The 21,582-nt window shown below is 70.4% G+C and carries 18 protein-coding genes and 1 pseudogene; 7 read left to right on the forward strand and 12 right to left on the reverse strand.

Translation table 11 applies throughout. The features are described 5' to 3' along the window. Positions 1–189: 189 nt before the first annotated feature. Entirely contained in the window at positions 190–1,332 is a 1,143-nt protein-coding gene (locus ABC138_RS14800; protein WP_345914168.1) for an SGNH/GDSL hydrolase family protein, read from the forward strand. Here the strand turns inward: ABC138_RS14800 and ABC138_RS14805 are convergent. The 3 genes from ABC138_RS14805 to ABC138_RS14815 all read right to left on the reverse strand — a co-directional run bounded on the left by ABC138_RS14805 (position 1,309) and on the right by ABC138_RS14815 (position 4,456). After that, positions 1,309–2,259 carry a UDP-phosphate glycosyltransferase gene (locus tag ABC138_RS14805; protein ID WP_345914169.1) on the reverse strand — a complete coding sequence of 317 codons (951 nt, stop codon included), beginning with the start codon at positions 2,257–2,259 and terminating at the stop codon, positions 1,309–1,311. The genes ABC138_RS14800 and ABC138_RS14805 overlap by 24 nt on opposite strands. 5 nt (positions 2,260–2,264) lie before the next feature. Next, the gene (locus tag ABC138_RS14810) at positions 2,265–4,112 is read right to left on the reverse strand and encodes a nucleoside-diphosphate sugar epimerase/dehydratase (RefSeq protein ID WP_345914170.1); all 1,848 of its coding nucleotides are present in this window, start codon (positions 4,110–4,112) and stop codon (positions 2,265–2,267) included. A gap of 116 nt (positions 4,113–4,228) precedes the next feature. Further along, entirely contained in the window at positions 4,229–4,456 is a 228-nt protein-coding gene (locus tag ABC138_RS14815) for a hypothetical protein (protein WP_345914171.1), read from the reverse strand. 2,509 nt (positions 4,457–6,965) lie between these two features. On the opposite strand from ABC138_RS14815, the gene ABC138_RS14820 reads away from it, so the two are divergent. Continuing rightward, positions 6,966–7,472: a hypothetical protein gene (locus ABC138_RS14820; protein WP_345914172.1), complete on the forward strand. Its 507-nt coding sequence runs from the start codon at positions 6,966–6,968 to the stop codon at positions 7,470–7,472. 683 nt (positions 7,473–8,155) lie between these two features. Here ABC138_RS14820 and rfbA read toward each other — a convergent pair. Genes rfbA through ABC138_RS14835 form a run of 3 tightly spaced genes read right to left on the reverse strand, consistent with a single transcriptional unit; the run spans position 8,156 to position 9,600 of the window. After that, positions 8,156–9,016 (reverse strand): glucose-1-phosphate thymidylyltransferase RfbA, encoded by an 861-nt coding sequence (gene rfbA / locus ABC138_RS14825; protein WP_345914173.1) that lies wholly within the window; start codon positions 9,014–9,016, stop codon positions 8,156–8,158. 28 nt (positions 9,017–9,044) lie between these two features. Then, entirely contained in the window at positions 9,045–9,290 is a 246-nt protein-coding gene (locus ABC138_RS14830; protein ID WP_068422662.1) for a hypothetical protein, read from the reverse strand. A gap of 22 nt (positions 9,291–9,312) precedes the next feature. Then, positions 9,313–9,600: a MerR family transcriptional regulator gene (locus ABC138_RS14835; protein WP_068422660.1), complete on the reverse strand. Its 288-nt coding sequence runs from the start codon at positions 9,598–9,600 to the stop codon at positions 9,313–9,315. A 115-nt stretch (positions 9,601–9,715) separates the two neighbouring features. On the opposite strand from ABC138_RS14835, the gene ABC138_RS14840 reads away from it, so the two are divergent. The 4 genes from ABC138_RS14840 (at position 9,716) to rfbB (ending at position 12,953) form a co-directional block, all read left to right on the forward strand. After that, positions 9,716–10,147, forward strand: a complete 432-nt coding sequence (locus ABC138_RS14840; RefSeq protein WP_068423186.1) for an Hsp20 family protein — start codon at positions 9,716–9,718, stop codon at positions 10,145–10,147. Between the two features lie 12 nt (positions 10,148–10,159). Next, entirely contained in the window at positions 10,160–10,423 is a 264-nt protein-coding gene (locus ABC138_RS14845; RefSeq protein ID WP_345914174.1) for a hypothetical protein, read from the forward strand. A gap of 147 nt (positions 10,424–10,570) precedes the next feature. Beyond that, entirely contained in the window at positions 10,571–11,950 is a 1,380-nt protein-coding gene (locus ABC138_RS14850; RefSeq protein WP_345914175.1) for a bifunctional dTDP-4-dehydrorhamnose 3,5-epimerase family protein/NAD(P)-dependent oxidoreductase, read from the forward strand. Between the two features lies 1 nt (position 11,951). Beyond that, positions 11,952–12,953, forward strand: a complete 1,002-nt coding sequence (gene rfbB, locus ABC138_RS14855) for a dTDP-glucose 4,6-dehydratase (RefSeq protein WP_345914176.1) — start codon at positions 11,952–11,954, stop codon at positions 12,951–12,953. Positions 12,954–13,084: 131 nt separating this feature from the next. On the opposite strand, the gene ABC138_RS14860 is transcribed toward rfbB, so the two are convergent. The 6 genes from ABC138_RS14860 to ABC138_RS14885 all read right to left on the reverse strand — a co-directional run bounded on the left by ABC138_RS14860 (position 13,085) and on the right by ABC138_RS14885 (position 21,005). After that, positions 13,085–14,131: a hypothetical protein gene (locus tag ABC138_RS14860; protein ID WP_068325324.1), complete on the reverse strand. Its 1,047-nt coding sequence runs from the start codon at positions 14,129–14,131 to the stop codon at positions 13,085–13,087. 169 nt (positions 14,132–14,300) lie between these two features. Beyond that, positions 14,301–14,960, reverse strand: a complete 660-nt coding sequence (locus ABC138_RS14865; protein WP_082807565.1) for a GDSL-type esterase/lipase family protein — start codon at positions 14,958–14,960, stop codon at positions 14,301–14,303. 49 nt (positions 14,961–15,009) lie between these two features. Then, a complete protein-coding gene (locus ABC138_RS14870) occupies positions 15,010–15,195 on the reverse strand; it encodes a DUF6104 family protein (RefSeq protein ID WP_068325322.1) in 186 nt (61 codons plus the stop codon). Then, complete coding sequence (locus tag ABC138_RS14875; RefSeq protein ID WP_345914181.1) at positions 15,195–18,977, reverse strand: multifunctional oxoglutarate decarboxylase/oxoglutarate dehydrogenase thiamine pyrophosphate-binding subunit/dihydrolipoyllysine-residue succinyltransferase subunit; 3,783 nt, start codon at positions 18,975–18,977, stop codon at positions 15,195–15,197. The genes ABC138_RS14870 and ABC138_RS14875 overlap by 1 nt, the downstream gene beginning before the upstream one ends. A gap of 220 nt (positions 18,978–19,197) precedes the next feature. After that, positions 19,198–20,031, reverse strand: a complete 834-nt coding sequence (locus tag ABC138_RS14880) for an ABC transporter permease (RefSeq protein WP_068422646.1) — start codon at positions 20,029–20,031, stop codon at positions 19,198–19,200. Next, the gene (locus tag ABC138_RS14885) at positions 20,031–21,005 is read right to left on the reverse strand and encodes an ATP-binding cassette domain-containing protein (RefSeq protein ID WP_345914177.1); all 975 of its coding nucleotides are present in this window, start codon (positions 21,003–21,005) and stop codon (positions 20,031–20,033) included. The genes ABC138_RS14880 and ABC138_RS14885 overlap by 1 nt, the downstream gene beginning before the upstream one ends. 507 nt (positions 21,006–21,512) lie before the next feature. On the opposite strand from ABC138_RS14885, the pseudogene ABC138_RS14890 reads away from it, so the two are divergent. Then, a pseudogene (locus ABC138_RS14890) lies at positions 21,513–21,582 on the forward strand (GIY-YIG nuclease family protein); the annotation flags it as partial.

A 21,582-nucleotide genomic window follows, 5' to 3' on the forward strand; every position in this document is an offset into this window, starting at 1 on the left:
GAGCGCATGCAGAAGTCGCTTCATGCGGTCTGCATCGATGGAAGGAGACGGTGGCCCTCCGTGGACGGGAGAGGGCAGCCCCAGTGTCGGTGATGCACCAGTCGTCTGCCACTCGAGAGCCCAGCGCGGGGTGCAGGTCAGCACGCCGCGATTGCCCAAGGGACAAGGGCATGGGTGATACTGGCGATCGTGAGACGCGCACGCCTGTCCGGGGTACTCGTAGGAGTGGCGGTCGTGGTCCTCAACCTCGCCATCGTGCTCGCCGTGGTCGTGGGGGTCGAGGGTCCGCCCTCGTTGTCCTCGTCGTCCAGCACCCCCTCCGAGTCCTCGACCACCTCGGAGAAGTCGTCCTCCTCCACGACGACCAAGAGTCCGAGCCCCGCTAGCGTCGTGCGGCATCGCTCCAACCCGGTCGTGGTCGTCCTGGGAGCGCAGCCCGGGGTTGGGGAAGGGGGATGGGTGCGGGAGATGGCCGATGTCGCCGGAGAGCGCGAACGCACCGTCCGCTACTCCGAGCTGGACCCCGCGGACCCCACGCGCTACCTGGACGAGACCACCTCGGGCACCGGCAAGAAGCTCACCCTGCGCAACGGGTCGGTCGCTGCCGCCAGCCTCACCTACGCGGCCAACCGAGCGCAGTTCCTCATCCCGAAGGACGCAGATGTCGTCCTCATCAGCTTCTCCCCGCAGGACGAGGCGGATGTCAGGCCGGGGCTGAAGGCCCTGCGAGCCGCCGCACGGAAGCAGGCGCCGGACGCCGTCCTGGCCCTGGTGGTCCCTCCCCGTCGCGTGGACGGGACAGGTGGCTCGGTTCGCAGTGAGCAGCGGTCCTGGGCCAAGAGCGCAGATGTGCCCGTCATCGACGTCGACGCGGCCTTCCGTGATGCCTCGGGGACCGAGCTGCGGGCTGACTGGTTGCCGACGGGCCTGTCCGAGGCGGGAGCGAGTCTGTGGGCAACGACGGTCGTGGACGCCCTGCTCAGGGCCGACTCGGCGGACAGCTCCAGCGCCACGAGCACCACGGCCGCCCCGACCGATAGCCCGTCTACGACCGCCCCGGAGACCGTGGAACCCGAGCCCACCACGACGAGTCCGGTGACCTCGACGGAGGCACCGGGGGCTCCCCCCACGTCGAACTACATCCCACCGACCTATGTCCCGCCGACCTACGTCTCGCCGACCTACATCCCACCGTCGCCGACCGGCTCTCCCACCGAGTCACCGACGACCAGCTCCACCGAGCCGTCGCCGCCGTCGTCGACCTCGAGCGAGACCGGCACGCAGACCGAGACGGGGCCCGGCAACTCGTCAGTGCGCGAGCTGCTTCCGTGAGCGGCGCGGATCTCGTCTGATCCGCCGGACGATCGCGGGCGCGCAGGCCCACGCGAGCGCGACGACGACCCCGGTAGCCGTGGCGACGGGCGCCCTGCATCGCTGCGCCACGAGACCTAGGCCGGCGACGAGGACCGCGTGGCTCCCAGCCACCTGCGTGTGGCTCAGACCTGCCTCGTGGACGAGACGTTGGTAGGCGTGCTCGCGATGGGCCACGAGGAGCGGCTCAAGGCGCACGTGACGACGGCGGAGGGTCAGACCGGCATCGGCCAGATAGGGCAGGAGCGGCACGAGCAGCAGCTGGGCTTCGCGTGCACTGCTGGTCGACAGCACGCCTGAACCGATGAGCGAGCCGAAGAGGTAGCTGCCGGAGTCGCCGAGGAAGAGCTGACCGCCCGGAAGGTTCCAGGGGAGGAAGCCGGCTGCTGCTCCCGCGACGAGGGCGGCGACCGTCGGGGCGCCGCCGGCGGCACCGGTCACCCCCCACGCCAGTGCCGTGAGGCCGGTGATGCCGTTGATCCCGTCCATGAAGTTCACGACGTTGACGATCACGGGGAATGCCATGGCCCCGGTCACGTCAGCGCCTCCACGGCCGGCGCACCAACCTGCTGCGACCTGCACGGCCAGACGAGTGGCAGCTGGTAGGCCGAGGATGTCGTCGGCCAGGCCCGTGGTGGTGAGCACTCCCACCGCGAGGGCCTGGCGTCCCGTCAGGCCCTCGGCCTCCCTTCGTGCGAGCACTCCGCCGGCAAGGACCCCGAGGGCGCAGGCGACCCCTCCGCCGCGGGGCACGGGCAGCGAGTGCGAGGAACGATGAGTGGGGCGGTCGAGCACGTCGGCCGCCCTCAGCGCAGAACGCACCACGGGGGCCGCAGCGCACGTGACCGCCGCCGTCGTCATCGTGACCCGCACGAAGGTGCGACTCATCGGCCTCACCGACGGGTGTCGAGGTCGGCGGGGGCGCCGGGCCACACGGCGCGGAATCCGTCCTCGGTGACCTGACGCGGTCGCCCCTGCATCATCCAAGCAATGACCTCGTCCTCGGACGCGGCACGTAGTCCGGCGATCTGCTGGGTCGTCATGGCGTGGACGGGGACGTGCGCCACGCGAGGGTGCCCGGAGCCCAGGATGGTCTCTCCGTCGGAGAACAGCTCCTCCCGGAGCTTCTCGCCCGGGCGCAGCCCCGTGTAGACGATGTCGGTGTCGGGGCGTCCAGCCAGCGATATCAAGGTCCGGGCGACGTCTGCGATCTTGGCCGGACGGCCCATGTCGAGCACCATCACATCGCCGTGCTGGCCGACTGCCGCGGCCTGCAGCACGAGCTGGCAGGCCTCTTCCACCAGCATGAAGTACCGCTCGACATCGGGGTGGGTCACCGTCACCGGTCCACCGCGGTCGATCTGGGTGGAAAAGATGCCCACGACCGATCCGCGGGAACCCAGGACGTTGCCGAAACGGACACTGACGAAAGTTCCGTCGTAGTTGCGCGCGAACCCGGCGGTCAGCCGCTCCGTCAGCCGCTTGCTGTAGCCCAGGATGCTCTGGGGGTTGGCAGCTTTGTCCGTCGAGATGTTGACGAAGGTGGCGACACCGTGGGCCCTGGCTGCCTCCAGGACGTTGAGTGTGCCGATCACGTTGGTCTTCCACGCCTCGCTCGGGGTCCGCTCCAAGATCGACAGGTGCTTCAGCGCCGCGGCGTGGAAAACCACCTGCGGTTCGTGCTCGACGAAGACCTCGAACAGCCGGTCGACGTCCCGGATGTCGGCGAGGACGACGTCGTCACCCTCGAAGAGGCCCCGGCCGGTCAGGCTCATCTGCGTCCCCTGCAGCGCCGTCTCGTCGCGGTCGAGCATCACGAGACTCGCGGGCGAGTACCGCGAGATCTGCCTGCAGAGCTCGGAGCCGATGGAACCGCCGGCACCGGTGACGAGCACGCGCCGGCCCATGACCGTCCGGGCGATGGCCGCCGAGTCCAGCTCGATCGGTTGGCGGCCGAGGAGGTCGCGCAGGTCGATGCTGCGCAGGCTGCGGGCGCCGCGCAGCCCGATGATCTCCGAGGTGGACGGGAGGACGAGCAGCTCGAGACCGGCTCGTGCCGCTCGGTCCTGCAGATCGAGGATCAGGTCCGAGTCGGCGCTCGGGATCGCCACCGCCAAGGTGGTGGCGCCCACCCGATCCGCGACCGTCTCGAGGTCGGCACGTCGCCCTCGTACCCGCACGCCGTCGATGCGCAGGCGCCGCTTGCGCGGGTCGTCATCGAGGATGGCCACCGGGAGCAGCCCCTCCTGCGGGTCACGCAGCATCGAGCGGATGAGCTGGTGCCCGCCTTCGCCGGCGCCGAAGACGACGACCCTCCGGGCGTCGGGGTCTGGCGTGTCGACATCCATGGCGCGGATGACGAACCGGGCGCCGAACATGCCGATCAGGGCCATGGCCGTCGCCGTGAGGGGCACCGACCTGGGGAGCAGGAGGGGTTCGTAGAAGAAGTTGGCAACGAAGAGCAGCCCACCGACCAGCAGGCCGAGCTTGGTCAGGGCGTAGACCTCTTCGAAGGAGCCCGCCTGGTGCCGCACGAGGTAGGGGCCGAGGGCGACCCCGAGCACGAGGTGGACGGCCGAGGCGATCGCTGCCCCGAGGACCAGGTTGTCGAGGCTGATGCGGGCGGGGTCCAGGTCATACCGCAGGACGGTCGCTGCGCCGACGGCTCCCGACCAGACGAGGGTGTCGGCCACGGCGGCGACGAGGCGGTGGCGCCGCAGACGTCGGACTCGAGCAGGCATGGCTGACGCCACGTCCCCTCCCTTCGTCTGCGCAGGATCACATACCCCTGTGGCGAGTGTGGCAGATGTTGTGAGTCGCCGGCGGCCCGCAGGAGCGTACGGTCGCTGAGGGGCGGTCACAGCATGACGGTTTTGAGGCGTGTGCCGGCCGGGTAGACCAGTTGTTGGTCGACGACGGCCAAACGGGGCGCGGTCACTCCGGAGAAGACCACCGTCGTCACGTCGAGGGTATCCGGGTCGACCGCGTGGATCTTGTCGCCCGACTGGAAGTAGATCGCGCCCTCGTGGACCACCAGTGCCGAGGAGGCGTAGGTGGGGCGCGCGGCCAGCGAAGGGGGGTGCACGTGACCTTGCGGAGCGTTGCCCCCGTCCGTCGATCCAGTTGGTAGAGGGTGCCTGAGCCGGCGACCCAGAGCCGACCCGAGTCGTCGGCGACGATCGAGCCGATCGACTGGGCGCCCGGTTCGGGTGCGACCTCCCCCAGCTTGCGACCCAGCCGTGTGTCATAGGCAAAGACCTTGGCGTCGCCGGAGGACGGGGGCGCACCAAGTCCTCCCCAACGCGAGGTGCCCCCGTAGGCCACGTCGCCGACGGCGGTCAGTGCGACGACGGACTGCTCGGGGACGACGTTGCGCACGAAGGTGGGGTCGGCCTGGTCGGAGTGGATGACCCCGAGACCACCTCCGACCTCGCCGTACGTGGGGATCGTGCCGAAGAGGGTCCGTGGTCCAGCCGTGGCCCATGCCACGGGTCGGTCCTGGCCGTGGGAGGACCGAGGCTCGCGATGAGCTGGGCATTCGTCCCGTCGACCCACGGCCGCGAGCGGTCGTTCCGGAAGATCTTGCCGCCGGTGTAGTGCCAAGGTACTGGTAGCGGCCGTGCGCGATCGTTCCCTCGATCTCCCCGATGGTCCCCGGACCGGGGGGCGTCGGCCGACGCGGCAAGTGGGTCGTCGCGCCGGTACGAAGATTGACGATGGCCAGGCTCGCACCGCCGAACCCGCCGACGAAGACGCGCCCGTCGTCCCCGGCCGAGAGTGACTTGATGGCCATCGGCACAGGCTGCAGCCGAGCGGGGAGAGTGCGCTGGTCGAAGGTCGTGAGGTCGACCGCCTTGATCTCCTGGGACTGCGGGACGAAGGTGAGCATCCAGTCAGCCGTGTCGTCGCCGAAGCCCCGTGGACGATGTGACGATCCCGGCCGACGGCTGCTCCGACGGAGGCCATCGCGCGCTTCGTGCCCGTCGTGGCGCTGACCCCCCACAGCTGGCCGTCGGCGACGTAGTGAAACTCGCCGCGACTGTCGACGGGGGAGGGGGATTGCCCAGTGACATTCGCCGGGACGTCCCACGACCCGCGACGCAGGTCGTACAGGCGTCGCTGCGCGGGGTGCGTCGTCCCGTTCGCGGTCGAGCCCGACGGGAGCCGCACGGCGAGGAAGTTGCCCAGGACCCGCACCTCGCTGATGATCCCGGCGGTCAAGGGCTCGGGCAGGGCGATCCGTGTCTTGCTGGCCGGGTCACGGACGTCGACCCGGATGATCTCGGGGCGGGTCGCACCCACCGCCACGTATGCGTAGCGGCCGTCGACCGTCACGCTGCGGGCGTAGGTCGCTCCCGGTCGGACCTGCCCGAGGTTGTCGATCCTCCCCGAGGCCGGGTCGAGGTGCCACAGCTCCCCCGTCGGGTAGCTGCCACCCCAGACCGAGCCGTCCGGTGCGACGGACATGTCGAAGATGTTGGTCGTGCCTGGAGTGGCCGCGCCCAGATCATCCGCGGCGGCCGACCCGGGCGAGTACCGGAAGACGTGCCCGGATTCCCCTCCGACGTAGATGTGGCCGTCTCCGCCCACGGCGATGGCTTCGCCGCTCACCATGCCCGGCAGGCCGACCGCGCTGTCCACCTCTCCCGTCTCGATGTCGAGCACCTGGAGCTCGGCGGGCACTCCCGAGACGACGGCCGCGAGCTTGGGTCGACCGTCGACGACGAGCGCCGCGCTCGTCTTGGTCCGGGCCTCGCTGTCCAGTGGTGTTCGCCACTCGTTCGTGGGCTCCGGGCCGGTCCGCTAGTCGGTCCGGTCGATGGTCAAGGCGACCGCGGCGACGAGCGCGAGCAGAAGGACGATCGCGATCGGGAGCCAGGTACTCCGACGCCTTCGCGGAAGTCCTCGGAGGGCAGCGATACGGTGACGCGGCATGGGGAAGGGCTCCGAAGATCCGGGTGCGTTGAGGCGGAATCAGCATACGGCGGCGGAGATCGCACCCATGGGACCCCCGCGATGGTCGGACGTTGTCGCCCGGCAGGAGAGAGCTCATGACCGTGCGCGCCATGACCGTGTGCACCAGCAACATCTGCCGGTCCCGTGCGCGCATCAGCCCTCCAGCACGGGCTCGACGAGTTTCGGCCGGGTGTTTTCGAGGTCTCGAGCCCTCCGCGCGTCAGATCTCGGAGCAGATCCTCAGGCACGCGGACATCGCCCTGCCGCTGGAGGTCGAGCACCGCACGGTGGTCCTCGACTACTCGCTGCGACACCTCAAGCGGACCTCACGCTCAAGGAACTCGTTCGGCTGCTCGACTCGAGCAGACGAGCGTGAACCGTGGACGCAGCGGCTCGCCAGCCCGACCACCGTCGAGGAAAGGCGGGGGCGCTCCCTCGCGCCCCGCGGAGGTCGAGCGGCAGTTTGGGTACTGCAGTGGCGGTGGCGCTTGTGAGGTGAGGGTCCCTTCGAGACGCTCGCTGCGCGAGCTCCTCAGCGAGCGACGCGGCGGCCGTAACGCAGGTCACCAGATGAGGCGGTTTATCCTGTGGCGTCTGGGTACTCCTGTGGCCGGTGTTGCTTGTGAAGGAGGAGGCCCATGATCGAGGTCGCGGAGCGCGCGTCCCTCTGGTGGTGCTCACGTTGCTACCAGGTCAACGGAGTTGCGTCCTTGGCTCCCGCCCCCATCTTCGAGGGCTACCACTCGTGCCCGTGGTGTCCCGGCGTGTGCCTGGTGCTGCCGGCCCGGTTTCGTGAGTATGCGAATGCGAGGTCGGCCTTGGTCGTCCTGGCCTGGGACGGGCACACCGACCCCGCTCCGCTGGTCGAGCTGGGCCGCGTCATCGGGTACGCACGCACCCAGCACGTCAGGCGGTCAGCGGCGAGCCGGGTGGCGGCCGTGGTCGATGCTGAGCCCGGCCTACGGGATCTGCTGCTGAGCGCTCAGGAGTGCGGCGAGCTCGACGACGCCCTGCTCACCCTGTGGATCGTGGTCGGCGAGCTGCGCATCGCCGCACAGGATCCGTCCGTCATCGAGATCGCGGGGGCGGGGGATGGCCGCGACCGGCTGGGGTCGCTGTTTCGCGCGGTCTTCGGGGCTGGGTGAGGGGGTGGCCGTCCCTTCGAGACGCTCGCTGCGCGAGCTCCTCAGGGAGCGGTGACGGGGGTGCGAGGTCCTCGCGGAGCGAGGGGGCGTCCCTTCGCGACGCTCGCTGCGCGAGCGCCTCAGGGAGCGGTGAAGGGGGGGCGAGGTCCTCGGGGAGCGCGGGGGCGTCCCTTCGAGACCCTCGCTGCGCGAGCACCTCAGGGAGCGGGGAGAGGGGCGAGGGCGTCCCTTCGAGACGCTCGCTGCGCGAGCTCCTCAGGGAGCGGTGAAGGGGGTGCGAGGTCCTCGGGGAGCGAGGGGGCGTCCCTTCGAGACGCTCGCTGCGCGAGCTCCTCAGGGAGCGGGGGGAGGGGCGAGGGCGTCCCTTCGAGACGCTCGCGGCGCGAGCTCCTCAGGGAGCGGGGGGAGGGGCGAGGGCGTCCCTTCGAGACGCTCGCGGCGCGAGCTCCTCAGGGAGCGGGGGGAGGGGCGAGGGCGTCCCTTCGAGACGCTCGCGGCGCGAGCTCCTCAGGGAGCGGGGGGAGGGGCGAGGGCGTCCCTTCGAGACGCTCGCTGCGCGAGCTCCTCAGGGAGCGGTGAGAGGGGCGAGGGCGTCCCTTCGAGACGCTCGCTGCGCGAGCTCCTCAGGGAGCGGTGAGGGGGCGCGAGCTCCTCAGGGAGCGGTAAAGGGTTGCGAGCGGGGGTCAGGTCAGCAGGTCGAGGAGGTAGGCGCCGTAGCTGCTCTTGACCAGGGGCTCGGCGCGCCCGCGGAGGGCGGCGTCGTCGATGAAGCCCATCCGCCAGGCGACCTCCTCGGGGCAGCCGATCTTCAGGCCCTGCCGGTTCTCGAGGGTGCGCACGTAGTTGCTGGCGTCGTTGAGCGAGGCGAAGGTGCCGGTGTCGAGCCACGCGGTCCCGCGCGGCAGGACCTCGACCTGCAGCCTCCCTTCGTCCAGGTACGTGCGGTTGAGGTCGGTGATCTCCAGCTCGCCACGTGCTGACGGGCGCAGCCCGCGGGCCCGCTCGACGACGGTCTCGTCGTAGAAGTACAGACCCGGCACGGCGAACCGGCTGCGTGGGTTGGCGGGCTTCTCCTCCAGGTGCAGGGCCCGCCCTTCGTCGTCGAAGTCGACCACGCCGTAGTCGTGCGGGTTGACGACCTGGTACCCGAAGACCGCCGCACCCTCGATGTGCGCGTAGTGCCGCAGCTGCGTGCCCAGACCCGGCCCGTAGAAGATGTTGTCGCCGAGCACGAGCCCTGCGGGCCCGCCCGCGAGGTGCTCCTCACCGATGAGGAAGGCCTGCGCGAGCCCGTCCGGGCTCGGCTGCTGCGCGAAGGTGATCGACACGCCCAGCTGGCTCCCGTCCCCGAGCAGCCGCTCGAACTGAGGCGCGTCCTGCGGCGTCGTGATGACGAGGATGTCGCGGATCCCCGCCAGCATCAGCGTGCTGAGCGGGTAGTAGATCATCGGCTTGTCGTAGACCGGCAGGAGCTGCTTGGAGACGCCGAGGGTGATCGGGTGGAGCCGGGACCCCGTCCCCCCGGCGAGGATGATCCCGCGCATGAGCCCGAGCGTAGGCCCTCGACCGGTGTCAATGGCGTCGTCGCAGCTCGCTGATGATCTCCAGCTGTTCGCTCAGCAGGTGGCCGACCGGTTCCGATCCACCCGCACCGTCCTGCAACCGCGCGAGGTTGAGCTGGTCCTCGGTGCGGGCGAGCCGCGCGATCAGCTCCCGCACGGTGAGGGAGTCCAGCGGTGTCGCGGGCGTGCCGATGTCCCGCGTGGCGTGCCGGTCCGCGCCACGGGCCGGCGGGAAGGGGAGCGCTCGGGTGTCCACATCCGTGTCCTTCCAGGGGGTGTCAGGGCTGTCGTGCTCGGGTGAGCTCCTCATTGAGGTCGTCGATCTCGTCCTGCAGCTCGATGACCATCGCGACGCCGGCGGTGTTGAGCCCGGCGTCGAGGAGCGCGTCGATGCGGCGCAGGCGCGTCAGGTCCTCGTCGCTGTAGCGCCGGGTGCCTCCGGGCGTGCGGTCGGGACTCAGCAGCCCCTGCGTCTCGTACCAGCGCAGCTGCTGCGAACCCATCCCCACCAGGTCCGCCGCCACCGAGATCCCGTACACGCCACGCGTCGGATCAGTCGCCGTCATCTCGCTCCTCGGGTCTTGTCCGTCTCGCTCGATCTTGCTATAAAAAATCTATCACCGCCACCACAGATCAGGTGGTGGTCCACCACGAGGGAAGGAGTTGGACACGATGGCACAGATGCTGATGCGCACCGATCCGTTCCGGGAGCTCGACCGCGTCACTCAGCAGCTGTTTCGCGGTGACGGGAGCCTGGCTCCCACGGCGATGCCCATGGATGCGTGGCGTGAGGGCGAGACCTTCATCGTCGAGTTCGACCTGCCCGGACTCGCCTCGCAGGACATCGACCTGGACGTCGAGCGCAATGTCGTCACCGTGACGGCCGAGCGGCCGGCGAGGAGCGGGGACCAGGAGATGATCGCGGCGGAGCGCCGCAGGGGGACCTTCAGCCGGCAGCTCGTCCTCGGCGACAACCTCGACACCCAGCACATCGAGGCCTCGTACGACGCCGGCGTGCTCACCCTGCGGATCCCGGTCGCCGAGCAGGCCAAGCCCCGCAAGATCGAGATCGCTGCCGGCCGCGGTGAGGGCCGGCAGGCGATCGACGCCTGAGCGAGGTGCGCCGTGCTCACCGGCACGATCCCGCAGGAGGACCTCACCGAGGCAGCCGTGGAGCGGTTCCTTGAGGTCCTCGGCGATGACGAGCTGCTGCTCCTGGAGCTCGACGCGGTCATCGACTCAGACCCTCCAGCCGGGACCGCCTGCGCCAGGGGTGGACGCGATCGCGATCGGGTGGCACTGACCCCCGAGGACGACGTCCCCGGACCGACGCTCCACCCGCCGCCCATCGAACCCTGGGCCCGGGAGCGCTCACCTCCGCGCAGCTGAGGCCGGTCTGCCGGAGGCCGCCGCCCCGCCCCCGTCCTTCACCCTGCCCACGCCGGTCGGCACGACGGCGTCCCGGGTCACGACGACACCACGGTCGAAGGGGGCCGGGCCCGGCCTTCGGCAGCTCCGCGCCGATAGCCTCGCTGCATGGACCTCACCGTCGAGCGCACGCCAGTCCCCGGGCTGCTCGTGGTGCGCACGCCCGTCCACCGCGATGCCCGCGGGTGGTTCGAGGAGGCGTGGCAGCGGGCGAAGATGGTCGCGGCGGGGCTGCCGGACTTCGGGCCGGTCCAGCACAACATCAGCCACAACGACGCGCGCGGCGCGACCCGCGGCATCCACGCGGAGCCGTGGGACAAGTACGTCACGGTCGTCCACGGGCGGATCTTCGGTGCGTGGGTGGACCTGCGCGCGGGGGAGGGCTTCGGGACGAGCTTCACCCTCGAGGTCGAGCCGGGCACGGCGGTCTTCGTGCCCCGCGGCGTCGGCAACTCCTACCAGGCGCTCGCCGACGAGACCGTCTACAGCTATCTCGTCAACGCCCACTGGCGCCCCGGCCTGACCTATCCAGCGCTCGCGCTGGACGACCCGAGCGTCGCGATCGACTGGCCGATCCCGCTGTCGCAGAGCGAGATCAGCGACAAGGACCGGGCGAACCCGCAGCTGGGGGAGGTCACCCCCTTCGTCCCGAAGCCGGCGCTCGTCCTGGGCGGGACCGGGCAGATCGGCCGGGCCCTGCGCGCGCTCCTGCCCGACGCGGTCGCGCCGACGCGCGCCGAGCTCGACCTCACCGACCCCGCCGCGCTCGACGCCTACGACCTCACCCGGCACGACCTCGTGATCAACGCCGCCGCGATGACCGCGGTCGACGACGCCGAGACTCCTGAGGGCTCCCGGCTCGCCTGGCGCCTGAACGCGCAGCTGCCTGCGCAGCTGGCCCGACGCGCGGTGAGCGACGGGTTCACGCTCGTGCACTACTCCTCGGACTACGTCTTCGACGGGCACGTCGAGACGCACGACGAGAGCGAGGCCCTCGCCCCGCTCGGCGAGTACGGCCGCACCAAGGCCGCCGGTGACCTCGCCGTCGCCGTCGCGCCGCGGCACTACCTGCTGCGCACGTCGTGGGTCGTGGGGGAGGGCGGCAACTTCGTGCGGACCATGGCCCGACTCGCCGACGAAGGGAGGTCCCCCTCCGTCGTCGACGACCAGACCGGGAGGCTGGCCTTCGCGGACGAGATCGCCGCGGCGACACTGCACCTGGTGGCGCGGTCCGCTCCCTTCGGCACGTACAACGTCACGCAGGACGGGCCCCCGCTCACCTGGGCCGGGATCGCGCGGGAGGTCTTCGCGTTGCGCGGCCGCGCCCGCGAGGACGTCGTGGCGGTGACGACGGCCGAGTACGCCGCCGGGCGGCCGATGGCGCCGCGGCCGACGCACTCCACGCTCGCGCTCGACAAGCTTCGGGCGGCCGGGTACGAGCCGGTCGACCAAATGGATGCGCTGCGGCGCTACGTGGAGGGGATCTGACATGCGCGTACTCGTCACCGGCGGGGCCGGGTTCATCGGGAGCAACTTCGTCCACCAGACCCTGGCGACGCGGCCGGACGCTGAGGTGACGGTGCTCGACGCGCTGACGTACGCGGGCCACCGGTCCTCGCTCGAGGGGACGGGCGTGCGGCTCGTCGAGGGAAGCGTCGGCGACGGTGGGCTCGTCGACGCGCTGGTGGGGGAGTCGGATGTCGTCGTGCACTTCGCCGCGGAGTCGCACAACGACAACTCGCTGGCGTCGCCGGGGATCTTCGTCGAGACCAATGTCATGGGGACCTACCAGCTGCTCGAGGCCGTGCGCCGCCACGACGTGCGCTACCACCACATCTCCACCGACGAGGTCTACGGCGACCTCGAGCTCGATGCGCCGGAGCGGTTCACCGAGGAGACCCCGTACAACCCGTCCAGTCCCTACTCGTCGACGAAGGGGGCGTCCGACCTGCTCGTGCGGGCGTGGGTGAGGTCCTTCGGCGTGGCCGCGACGATCTCCAACTGCTCCAACAACTACGGGCCGCGCCAGCACGTGGAGAAGTTCATCCCGCGCCAGGTCACCGAGATCATCGACGGGCGCCGTCCGCGGCTCTACGGCGACGGGCTCAACGTGCGCGACTGGATCCACGTCGACGACCACAACAGCGCGGTGTGGACGATCATCGACCGCGGCCGGCTGGGGGAGACCTACCTCATCGGTGCCGACGGCGAGGTCGACAACCGACGGGTCGTCGAGGCCGTGCTGCGGCTGATGGGGCGGTCCGCGGACGACTTCGACCACGTGACCGACCGGCCTGGCCACGACCGGCGCTACGCCATCGACGCCTCGAGGCTGCGCTCCGAGCTCGGGTGGGAGCCGGCGTACGAGGACTTCGAGGCCGGGCTGGCGGCGACGATCGAGTGGTACCGCGACAACGAGGCGTGGTGGCGGCCGCAGAAGGCCGCCGCCGAGGAGCGGTACTCGGCGACCGAGCGGGTGCTGGGCGCCTGAGCTGCCCGTTCGAGGTATTCGGGGACGCCTATCCGGTCGCTCACCCTTCGACCCCTGATACCTCGAATGAGCGGCCCAATGGGTCGAGGTATCTCCGACCGGCTATCCGGTCGCTCACCCTTCGACCGGTTTTACCTCGAACGGGTCCGGGGGGCCTGGCCCCGCGGGCGTCGGGGGCGAGGCGACGGCGCCGGGATCGGGGGAGGGGGCGTGACGTCCGGGTGGTCGCGCAGGTACCGCGCGAGGTTGTCCCGTGCCCAGTTGGACCCGAGGGCGAAGGTGAGCTGGTCCATGAAGGCGTCCTCGTCCAGCCGCCACCCGATGAGGTTGATCCGCAGCACCCGGTCCCCGTCGATGACGACCTGGTTGGCGCGCAGGGCGTCGGCCACACCGGTGAGCCCCCACAGGTGGCCCGCGCCGTCGATCTCGACCACCACGCCGTACTCCTCGAAGTACGCGTCGAGGTAGACGCGACCGTCCCGGCCCCGGCGCACGGCCTGACGGGTGGGCTCGGGCAGGCCACGCGAGCGGCAGGCGGCCGTGAAGTCCAACTCGCCGAGCGACTGGGCGCCGTCGGCGACGTCACGCACCACCTGCTTGATGAAGGCCCGTCGAGTGCGACCCCGCACCTCGTGCTGAGCGTCGACCAGCTGCCACCCGGTAGCGAGGCGCTGCTGCGCCGTCATCGCGAGGATCGTCGCGGCCGCTCGGTCTGTCGCCGCCCAGTGCGCCGCCCGGATCGCGGCGACGGCGGGCCTGGTGCGGGGGATGCCGAGGGTGAGGGCCTCCCCTTCGGTCCTGCGGATGACCTTGTGGATCCGGATGCCCCCGCGCGGACTCGGGTCGTGGGTGTGCAGGAGCGAGACGTGCACGTCGTCGTCCTGCCACCCCTTGAGGCCCGCGAGGCGAAGGGAGGTGACCCCGTCGACGAGCGTGACCCGCTCCCCGACCTCCCACACCGCGCGGCGACACAGTGCCTCGAAGCTCAGCTCGCCCGTGTGCATGGCGAAGGTCTGGCTGCCGTGCCGCGCCCACCGACCGGCCGCGACCTGGCGGGCCGCCTGCTGCCTGGTGACGTCGATCGCGCGGAGGGCGGCATGGTTCATGACGTGGTCCGTGTCGGCCGCGACGGCCAGCACGCGCCGGTGCCGCTCGAGCGGGGTCTCCCTGGTGGTCATGAGAGCACGGTGACGGGCTCTCCCTTCGCCCGCGGGGTGCGCTCGCCATCGGTGGACGGGAGCCGCTCACGCAGGAGGTGTGGGGATGACGCGGGTCGAGGTATCAGGGGTCGACGGGTGAGCGACCGGATAGCCGGTCGGGATTACCTCGAACCGGGAGGGGGGACCTCTAGCCCAGCCACTCGCCCCAGCCGTGGTGCAGCACGAGCCAGGCGATGAGGCCGTAGCCGGCCTGGCCGGGGTGCGTGCCGTCCACGGAGGCGGCGAGGTCGGACTCCCACTGGTCGTGCCCGACGAGCGGGGTGAAGGTGTCGACGAAGGTCACGCCGCGGCGGTCGCAGACATCGCGCTGGGCCTCGACGACGTGCCGCAGCGCGTCGTTGGTCTCGGGGTCGGCGGACGGCGGGGGACCGACGACGAAGGTCGCGACGCCCTGGCTCGAGGCCTCGTCGAGGATGTTGGCCAGGTTGAGCCGCAGCCGGGCGATCGAGGTGCCCGCCTGCACGTCGGCGTGACCGACCTGCACGACGAGCCGACGCTCGGTGACGCCGTCGAAGCGACGCACGCCCTCCGTGAGCCACCGCTCGGCGACCCCACCGGCGGTCTCGCCGCGCACACCGAGGTTGTACTGCGCGACGAGGGCCTCGGGGACCGAGGTGCGGGCCATGACCCGACCGGTCCAGCCGAGGGCCTTGTCGTCACCGACACCGGCGACGAAGCTGTCGCCGATGAAGACCAGCGCGATCTCCCGTCGTCCGTCCTCCGTGGTGAAGGTGGCGCTCGGGGTGAACTCGTTGCCGGCAGCGTCGGTCATCGGGTGGCCGCTCACGTCGGGGGTGCTCCTGGGGGTCGGTACGGAAGTGGACTGGCCCCCGACGTTACTCGTCGTCGAGCTCATCGTCGTCGAGGCGTGCCAGCCACGACGCGAGTCTCTCGATCGGCGTCTCGAACTCGGGGTGGAGGTCGACGAAGGTGCGGAGCTGGTCACTCACCCACTCGAGAGTGACCTGCTCCTCACCACGCCGGTCCGCGAGCTCCTCGATCCCGCGGTCGGTGAAGTACATCAGCGATCGAAGGCGGTGCGGATGATCTCCGCCTGCTCCGCTGCGTGCTTCTTCGCCGTGCCGGCCGCCGGGGAGGCGCTCGCCGGGCGGGTGACCGCACGCAGGGTGCGGGTCTCGCCATGGGCGGCGAGGTCACCCGGCAGGTTCATGGCGAGGAAGGGCCATGCACCCTGGTTCTGCGGCTCCTCCTGCACGAGCACGAGCTCGGCATTCGGGTAGTGCTTCAGCTCGGCCGCGAGCTCCTCGCCCGGCAGCGGGTAGAAGCGCTCGAGGTGCAGGATCGCGGTGGTCTCGTCGCCCCGCTTCTTGCGCTCGGCCTCGAGGTCCCACGTCACCTTGCCGGCGGCGATGAGCACCCGGGTGACCTGGTCGCCCTTCGGCTGGACCAGGTCCGGCAGGACCGCGCGGAAGGTGCCCGTCGTGAAGTCCTCCGGCTGGCTGCTCGCGGCCTTGAGGCGCAGCATCGACTTCGGCGTGAAGACGATGAGCGGACGACGCGGACGGTGGTAGGCCTGACGACGCAGCAGGTGGAAGTAGCTCGCCGGCGTCGACGGGAAGGCCACCGTCATGTTGTTCTGCGCGCACAGCGCGAGGAAGCGCTCGATGCGGGCGGAGGAGTGGTCCGGCCCCTGGCCCTCGTAGCCGTGCGGCAGGAGGAGGACGACCGAGGAGTTCTGGCCCCACTTCTGCTCCGAGGAGGAGATGAACTCGTCGATGATCGTGGCCGCGCCGTTGACGAAGTCACCGAACTGGGCCTCCCACAGCACGAGCGCGTCGGGACGCTCGACGGAGTAGCCGTACTCGAAGCCGAGGGCCGCGAACTCCGACAGCAGCGAGTCGTACACCCAGAAGCGGGCCTGGTCGCCACCGAGGTAGTTCAGCGGCGTCCACTCCTCACCGGTGTTCTTGTCGATGAGGACGGCGTGACGCTGGACGAAGGTGCCGCGCCGCGAGTCCTGACCGGCCAGACGCACCGGGGTGCCGTCCATGAGGAGCGAGCCGTAGGCGATCATCTCGCCGGTGCCCCAGTCGATCCCGCCCTCGCTGACCGAGGCGGCGCGCTTCTGCATCGCCTGCTGCAGCTTCGGGTGGATCGTGAAGTCGGCCGGGGGGGAGTCGAAGACGTCACCGATGTGCTTGAGGTCGGTCTCCGAGATCGCCGTGTCGACCGCCGAGTGCCTCGTGCGGTCGCTCGTCTGCGCTGCGGGACGCTCCAGGCCGGCGTTGTCGGGGACGTCGCTCGACCCGGACCCGGCCTGGTCGGCGGGGGAGTCGGGGCCCTGCTTGAGGGCCTCCTTGGTCTCGACGAAGACCCGCTCGAGCTGGGCCTGGTAGTCGCGCAGCGCGGCGTCGGCCTCCTCCGGCGTGATGTCCTTGCGGCCGATGAGGTTCTCCGTGTACAGCTTGCGGACCGAGCGCTTGGACTCGATGAGCTTGTACATGAGCGGCTGGGTCATCGACGGGTCGTCGCCCTCGTTGTGGCCGCGGCGGCGGTAGCAGACGACGTCGATGACGACGTCCTTGTGGAACCTCTGCCGGAACTCGAAGGCGAGCTCGGCGACCCGCACGCAGGCCTCCGGGTCGTCACCGTTGACGTGGAAGATCGGCGCCTGGATCATCCGCGCGACGTCGGTCGAGTAGACCGAGGAGCGGCTCGCCGAGGGCGAGGTGGTGAAGCCGACCTGGTTGTTGACGACGACGTGGATCGTGCCGCCGGTGCGGTAGCCGCGCAGCTGGCTCTGCTGCAGGGTCTCCGCGACGACGCCCTGACCGGCGAAGGCCGCGTCACCGTGCATGAGGATCGGCAGCACGGGGAAGTCCTCGCCGCCGTGGTTGAGCCGGTCCTGCTTGGCGCGCACGATGCCCTCGAGGACCGGGTTGACCGCCTCGAGGTGGCTCGGGTTGGCCGCGAGGTAGACCTTGGTCGTCTCGCCGTCCTCGCCGGTGAACTCACCCTCGGTGCCGAGGTGGTACTTGACGTCACCGGAGCCCTGGACGGACCTGGGGTCGAGCTGGCCCTCGAACTCGCGGAAGATCTGCGCGTAGGACTTGCCGGCGATGTTGGCCAGCACGTTGAGGCGGCCGCGGTGCGGCATGCCGATGCAGACCTCGTCCATGCCCTCGCTCGCGGCGCGGGTGAGGATGCGGTCGAGCACCGCGATGACGGACTCGCCGCCCTCCAGGGAGAAGCGCTTCTGCCCGACGAACTTCGTCTGCAGGAAGGTCTCGAAGGCCTCGGCAGCGTTGAGGCGGCGCAGGATCCGCAGCTGCTCGTCGCTCGTGGTCTTGGCGTAGCCGACCTCGACGCGCTCCTGCATCCAGCGACGCTGGTCGGGGTCCTGGATGTGCATGTACTCGATGCCGGTGGTGCGGCAGTAGGAGTCCCGCAGGATGCCCAGGATGTGGCGCAGCTTGAGGAAGGGCTCGCCGCCGAAGCCGCCGGTGGCGAAGTGGCGGTCGAGGTCCCACAGCGTCAGGCCGTGGCTCGTGATGTCGAGGTCCTCGTGGCGACGCTGCTTGTACTCCAGCGGGTCGATGTCGGCCATGAGGTGGCCGCGGACCCGGTAGGAGTGGATGAGCTCCTGCACACGGGCGACCTTGTTGATGTCGTCGTCGTGGGTCGTGGAGATGTCCTGGACCCAGCGCACGGGCTCGTAGGGGATGCGCAGGCTGGCGAAGATCTCGTCGTAGAAGTCCTCCGCGCCGAGGAGCAGCTGGTGGACGACCCGCAGGAACTCACCGGACTGCGCGCCCTGGATGATGCGGTGGTCGTACGTCGAGGTGAGCGTCACCAGCTTGGAGACCGCGTTGCGGTTGAGCGTCTCGGTGCTCGCGCCCTGCCACTCGGCCGGGTAGTCGAGGGCTCCGACGCCGATGATGGCGCCCTGGCCCTTCATGAGGCGGGGGATGGAGTGGACCGTGCCGATGCCGCCGGGGTTGGTCAGCGACATCGTCGTGCCCTGGAAGTCCTCGACGGCCAGCTTGCCGTCGCGGGCCTTCTTGACGACGGCCTCGTAGGCCCGCCAGAAGCCGGTGAAGTCCATCGTCTCGGCGGGCTTGACCGCGGGGACCATGAGCTGGCGGGAGCCGTCGTCCTTCTGCAGGTCGATGGCGATGCCCAGGCCGATGTGCGCGGGCTGGACGACGACCGGCTTGCCCTTCTCGTTCGTCGTGTAGCCGACGTTCATCTCCGGCATCATCCGCAGCGCCTTGATGAGCGCGTAGCCGATGAGGTGGGTGAAGGAGACCTTGCCGCCACGGCTGCGCCCGAGGTGGTTGTTGATGACGATGCGGTTGTCGATGAGCAGCTTCGCGGGGATCGCGCGCACGCTCGTCGCGACCGGGACCTCGAGCGAGGCCTCCATGTTGGTGACGACCCGGGCGGCGGCGCCACGAAGGGGGGTGTGCACGTCCTCGGCGACCGGCGCCTCCGCCTTCGCGGGCTTCTGCTCCTCGCGAGGGGTGGGCTCGGCCTTCTTCGTCTCGGCCTTCTTCGTCTCGGCCTTGGCCGGGGCGGCCTTGGCGGGCTCGGCCTGCTTGGCCTCAGCCTTCTTGGGCTCGGCCTTCTTGGGCTCGGCCTTCTTGGGCTCGGCCTTGGCGGCGGGCGCGCTCGCGGCGGGGGAATCCCCCTTCGCCGTGCTGCCGTTGGAGCTCCCGCCAGCCTGTCCCGGCGTGTAGTTCTCGAAGAACTCCCACCACGCCTTGTCTACGCTGTTCCGATCCTGCGTGAACTGCTGGTAGAGCTCGTCCACCAGCCACTCGTTGGGGCCGAAGTCGTCCATGGACACGGAGCCATCCTGGGGGTCAGGCACGGCGCATACGCCTCTTTCGTCACAGTCGCGATCAGGGCCCGAAGTCAGCGCGGACCCACCGGGGCAGCCTAACGTGACGAACACCATGCCCGGCCACCGGCCACACCAGACGAGACTCGGGCGATGGCCGCGATCCGCGAGGGATACGAGCCACCACCCGAGTCTCGGTCAGGGCGAAGGGGGAACCCCCTCAGCTGATGTCCTTGCGGTTGCTCAGGAACGAGCCGACGACCGTGAGTGCGGCCGCGTACCCGATGAGGATGAGCGCGCACACCCACCAGGTGAAGTACGGGCTCTCCGCGCCTGCGGTCATCGTGCCGTTGGTCGGGTCGCCCGTGACGAGCATCCCCGTCGTGAGGTTGCCCGGGATGAACTTGCTCGCGGTGGTCCAGCCGAGCAGGCCGAAGGCGATGTTGAGGATCAGCTGGCCGAGGAAGCCGAAGGCCACCGCGAGCAGCACGGCCGCGATCTGGTTGCGCACGAGCATGCCGAAGCCGAAGCCGATGAGCGTCCAGACGATCGTCGCGACGACCGAGGTGCCGAGCGAGGAGAGCACCTCGCTGTTGCCGAGGAGCAGGGGAGCGCCATCCTTGAAGAGGGTCAGCACGAGCGCGCCGCCGCCGACCGAGGCGATGACGTGGACGAGTCCGAGGACGGCGCCGACGACGACGACCGCGAGGGTCTTGGCCACGGCGACGACCCACCGGCGCGGGGTGGCCAGGTAGGTCGCGGTCGCGGTCTTGTGCCGGTACTCCGTCGTGATGAGCAGGACACCGAGCGCCAGCGGGAAGAGCGCCGAGAGGCTGCCGAAGTTCCCCAGCAGGCCGGCGGTGTAGATCATCTGGCCCAGCGCCGGGGTCATCTCGTCGAAGCCGGCGCTGGAGCCGTCCGGGTTGGTCAGGCCGAGGAAGGAGGCGCCGGCCATCGACAGGAGGAAGGCGGCGACCGCCATCCCGATGCCCATGCCCCACCAGAGCCTGGTCGTGAAGATCTTGCGGATCTCGGAGGTGATGGAACCCCACATCAGCCGTTCACCCCTTCCTTGCCCTCGATCGTGGCGGCCGCGACCGGGACGGAGGGCCCCCCGGTGGCGAGATTGCGGTTGGTGCCCTCGGTGAGGGAGAAGAACAGCTGCTCGAGGTCGGCGCCGAGGGAGCGCAGCTCGTGCACCGGGACGCCGGCGCGCAGCGCGACGTCGCCGATGAGGCGCAGGTCCTCGGTCTGGGCGATGATGCCGCCGTCCTCCTGGCGGGAGGCGACGACGTCGGCGACCCGAAGGGCGCCGAGCAGGGAATCGGGGTCGGTCGTGCGCACGAGGGTGGTCGCGCCGCCACGCAGGTCGTCGACCGTGCCCTCCTTCACGAGCTTGCCGTTGGCGAGGATGACGACGTCGTCGACGGTCTGCTCGATCTCCTGCAGCATGTGGCTGGAGATGAGGATCGTGCGCCCCTCGACGTCGGCGAGGTGGCGCAGGAACCCCCGCAGCCACCGGATGCCCTCGGGGTCGAGACCGTTGGCCGGCTCGTCGAGGACGAGCAGCCGGGGGTCGCCGAGCAGGGCCGCGGCCAGCCCGAGGCGTTGGCGCATGCCCATGCTGTAGCCGCCCGCGTTCTTGCGGGCGGCGGCCGGGATGCCGGTGAGCTCGAGGAGCTCGTCGACACGGCTGTTCGGCGCGCCGATCGTCGCGGCGAGCACCCGCAGGTGGTCGCGGCCCGAGCGGCCGGGGTGGAAGTTGGTCGCCTCCAGCGCGGCACCGACGACCCGCAGCGGCTGGTCGAGCTCGCGGTAGGTCTTGCCGTCGATGGTCGCCGTGCCGTGGTTCTGGCGCACGAGGCCGAGCAGCATGCGCAGGGTCGTCGTCTTGCCGGCGCCGTTCGGGCCGAGGAAGCCGGTGACCCGGCCAGGCTCGACCGAGAAGGTCAGGTCGTCGACAGCGGTGAAGCTGCCGAACCTCTTGGTCAGGTTGCGCACCTCTACGCGCGCGCCCTCTTTCGTCATGGGGTCCCCTTCGTCTGGAAATGCTGGCCCCATGCAACCACGCGGGCCGTGGTGCCCCCCAATAGGTTTCGTCCGCGTCCCCTCCCCACCGCTCCCTGAGGAGGTCGCAACCCCACCGCTCCCTGAGGAGGTCGCGCAGCGACCGTCTCGAAGGGGGCGCCGCCGCGCCCTCACCACCCACCGCTCCCGGAGGAGGTCCCACCCCACCGCTCCCTGAGGTGGTCGCGCTGCGACCGTCTCGAAGGGGGCGCCGCCGCGCCCTCACCACCCACCGCTCCCGGAGGAGGTCCCACCCCACCGCTCCCTGAGGTGGTCGCGCTGCGACCGTCTCGAAGGGGGCGCCGCCGCGCACTCTCCACCCACCGCTCCCTGAGGAGGTCCCACCCCACCGCTCCCTGAGGAGGTCGCGCAGCGACCGTCTCGAAGGGGGCGCCCGCCGACAACTGTGGATAACTCCCTTCGTCCCCTCGCCGACCCTGCTGGGATCGAGCGATGGCACACGTCTACATGCTCAGGTGCGCCGACGGGAGCTACTACGTCGGCAGCACGCACCATCTGGAGTCGCGCCTGCGTCAGC

It is taken from the genome of Janibacter sp. LM (genome assembly GCF_039631275.1).
In the GTDB taxonomy this organism is placed as follows: domain Bacteria; phylum Actinomycetota; class Actinomycetes; order Actinomycetales; family Dermatophilaceae; genus Janibacter; species Janibacter terrae.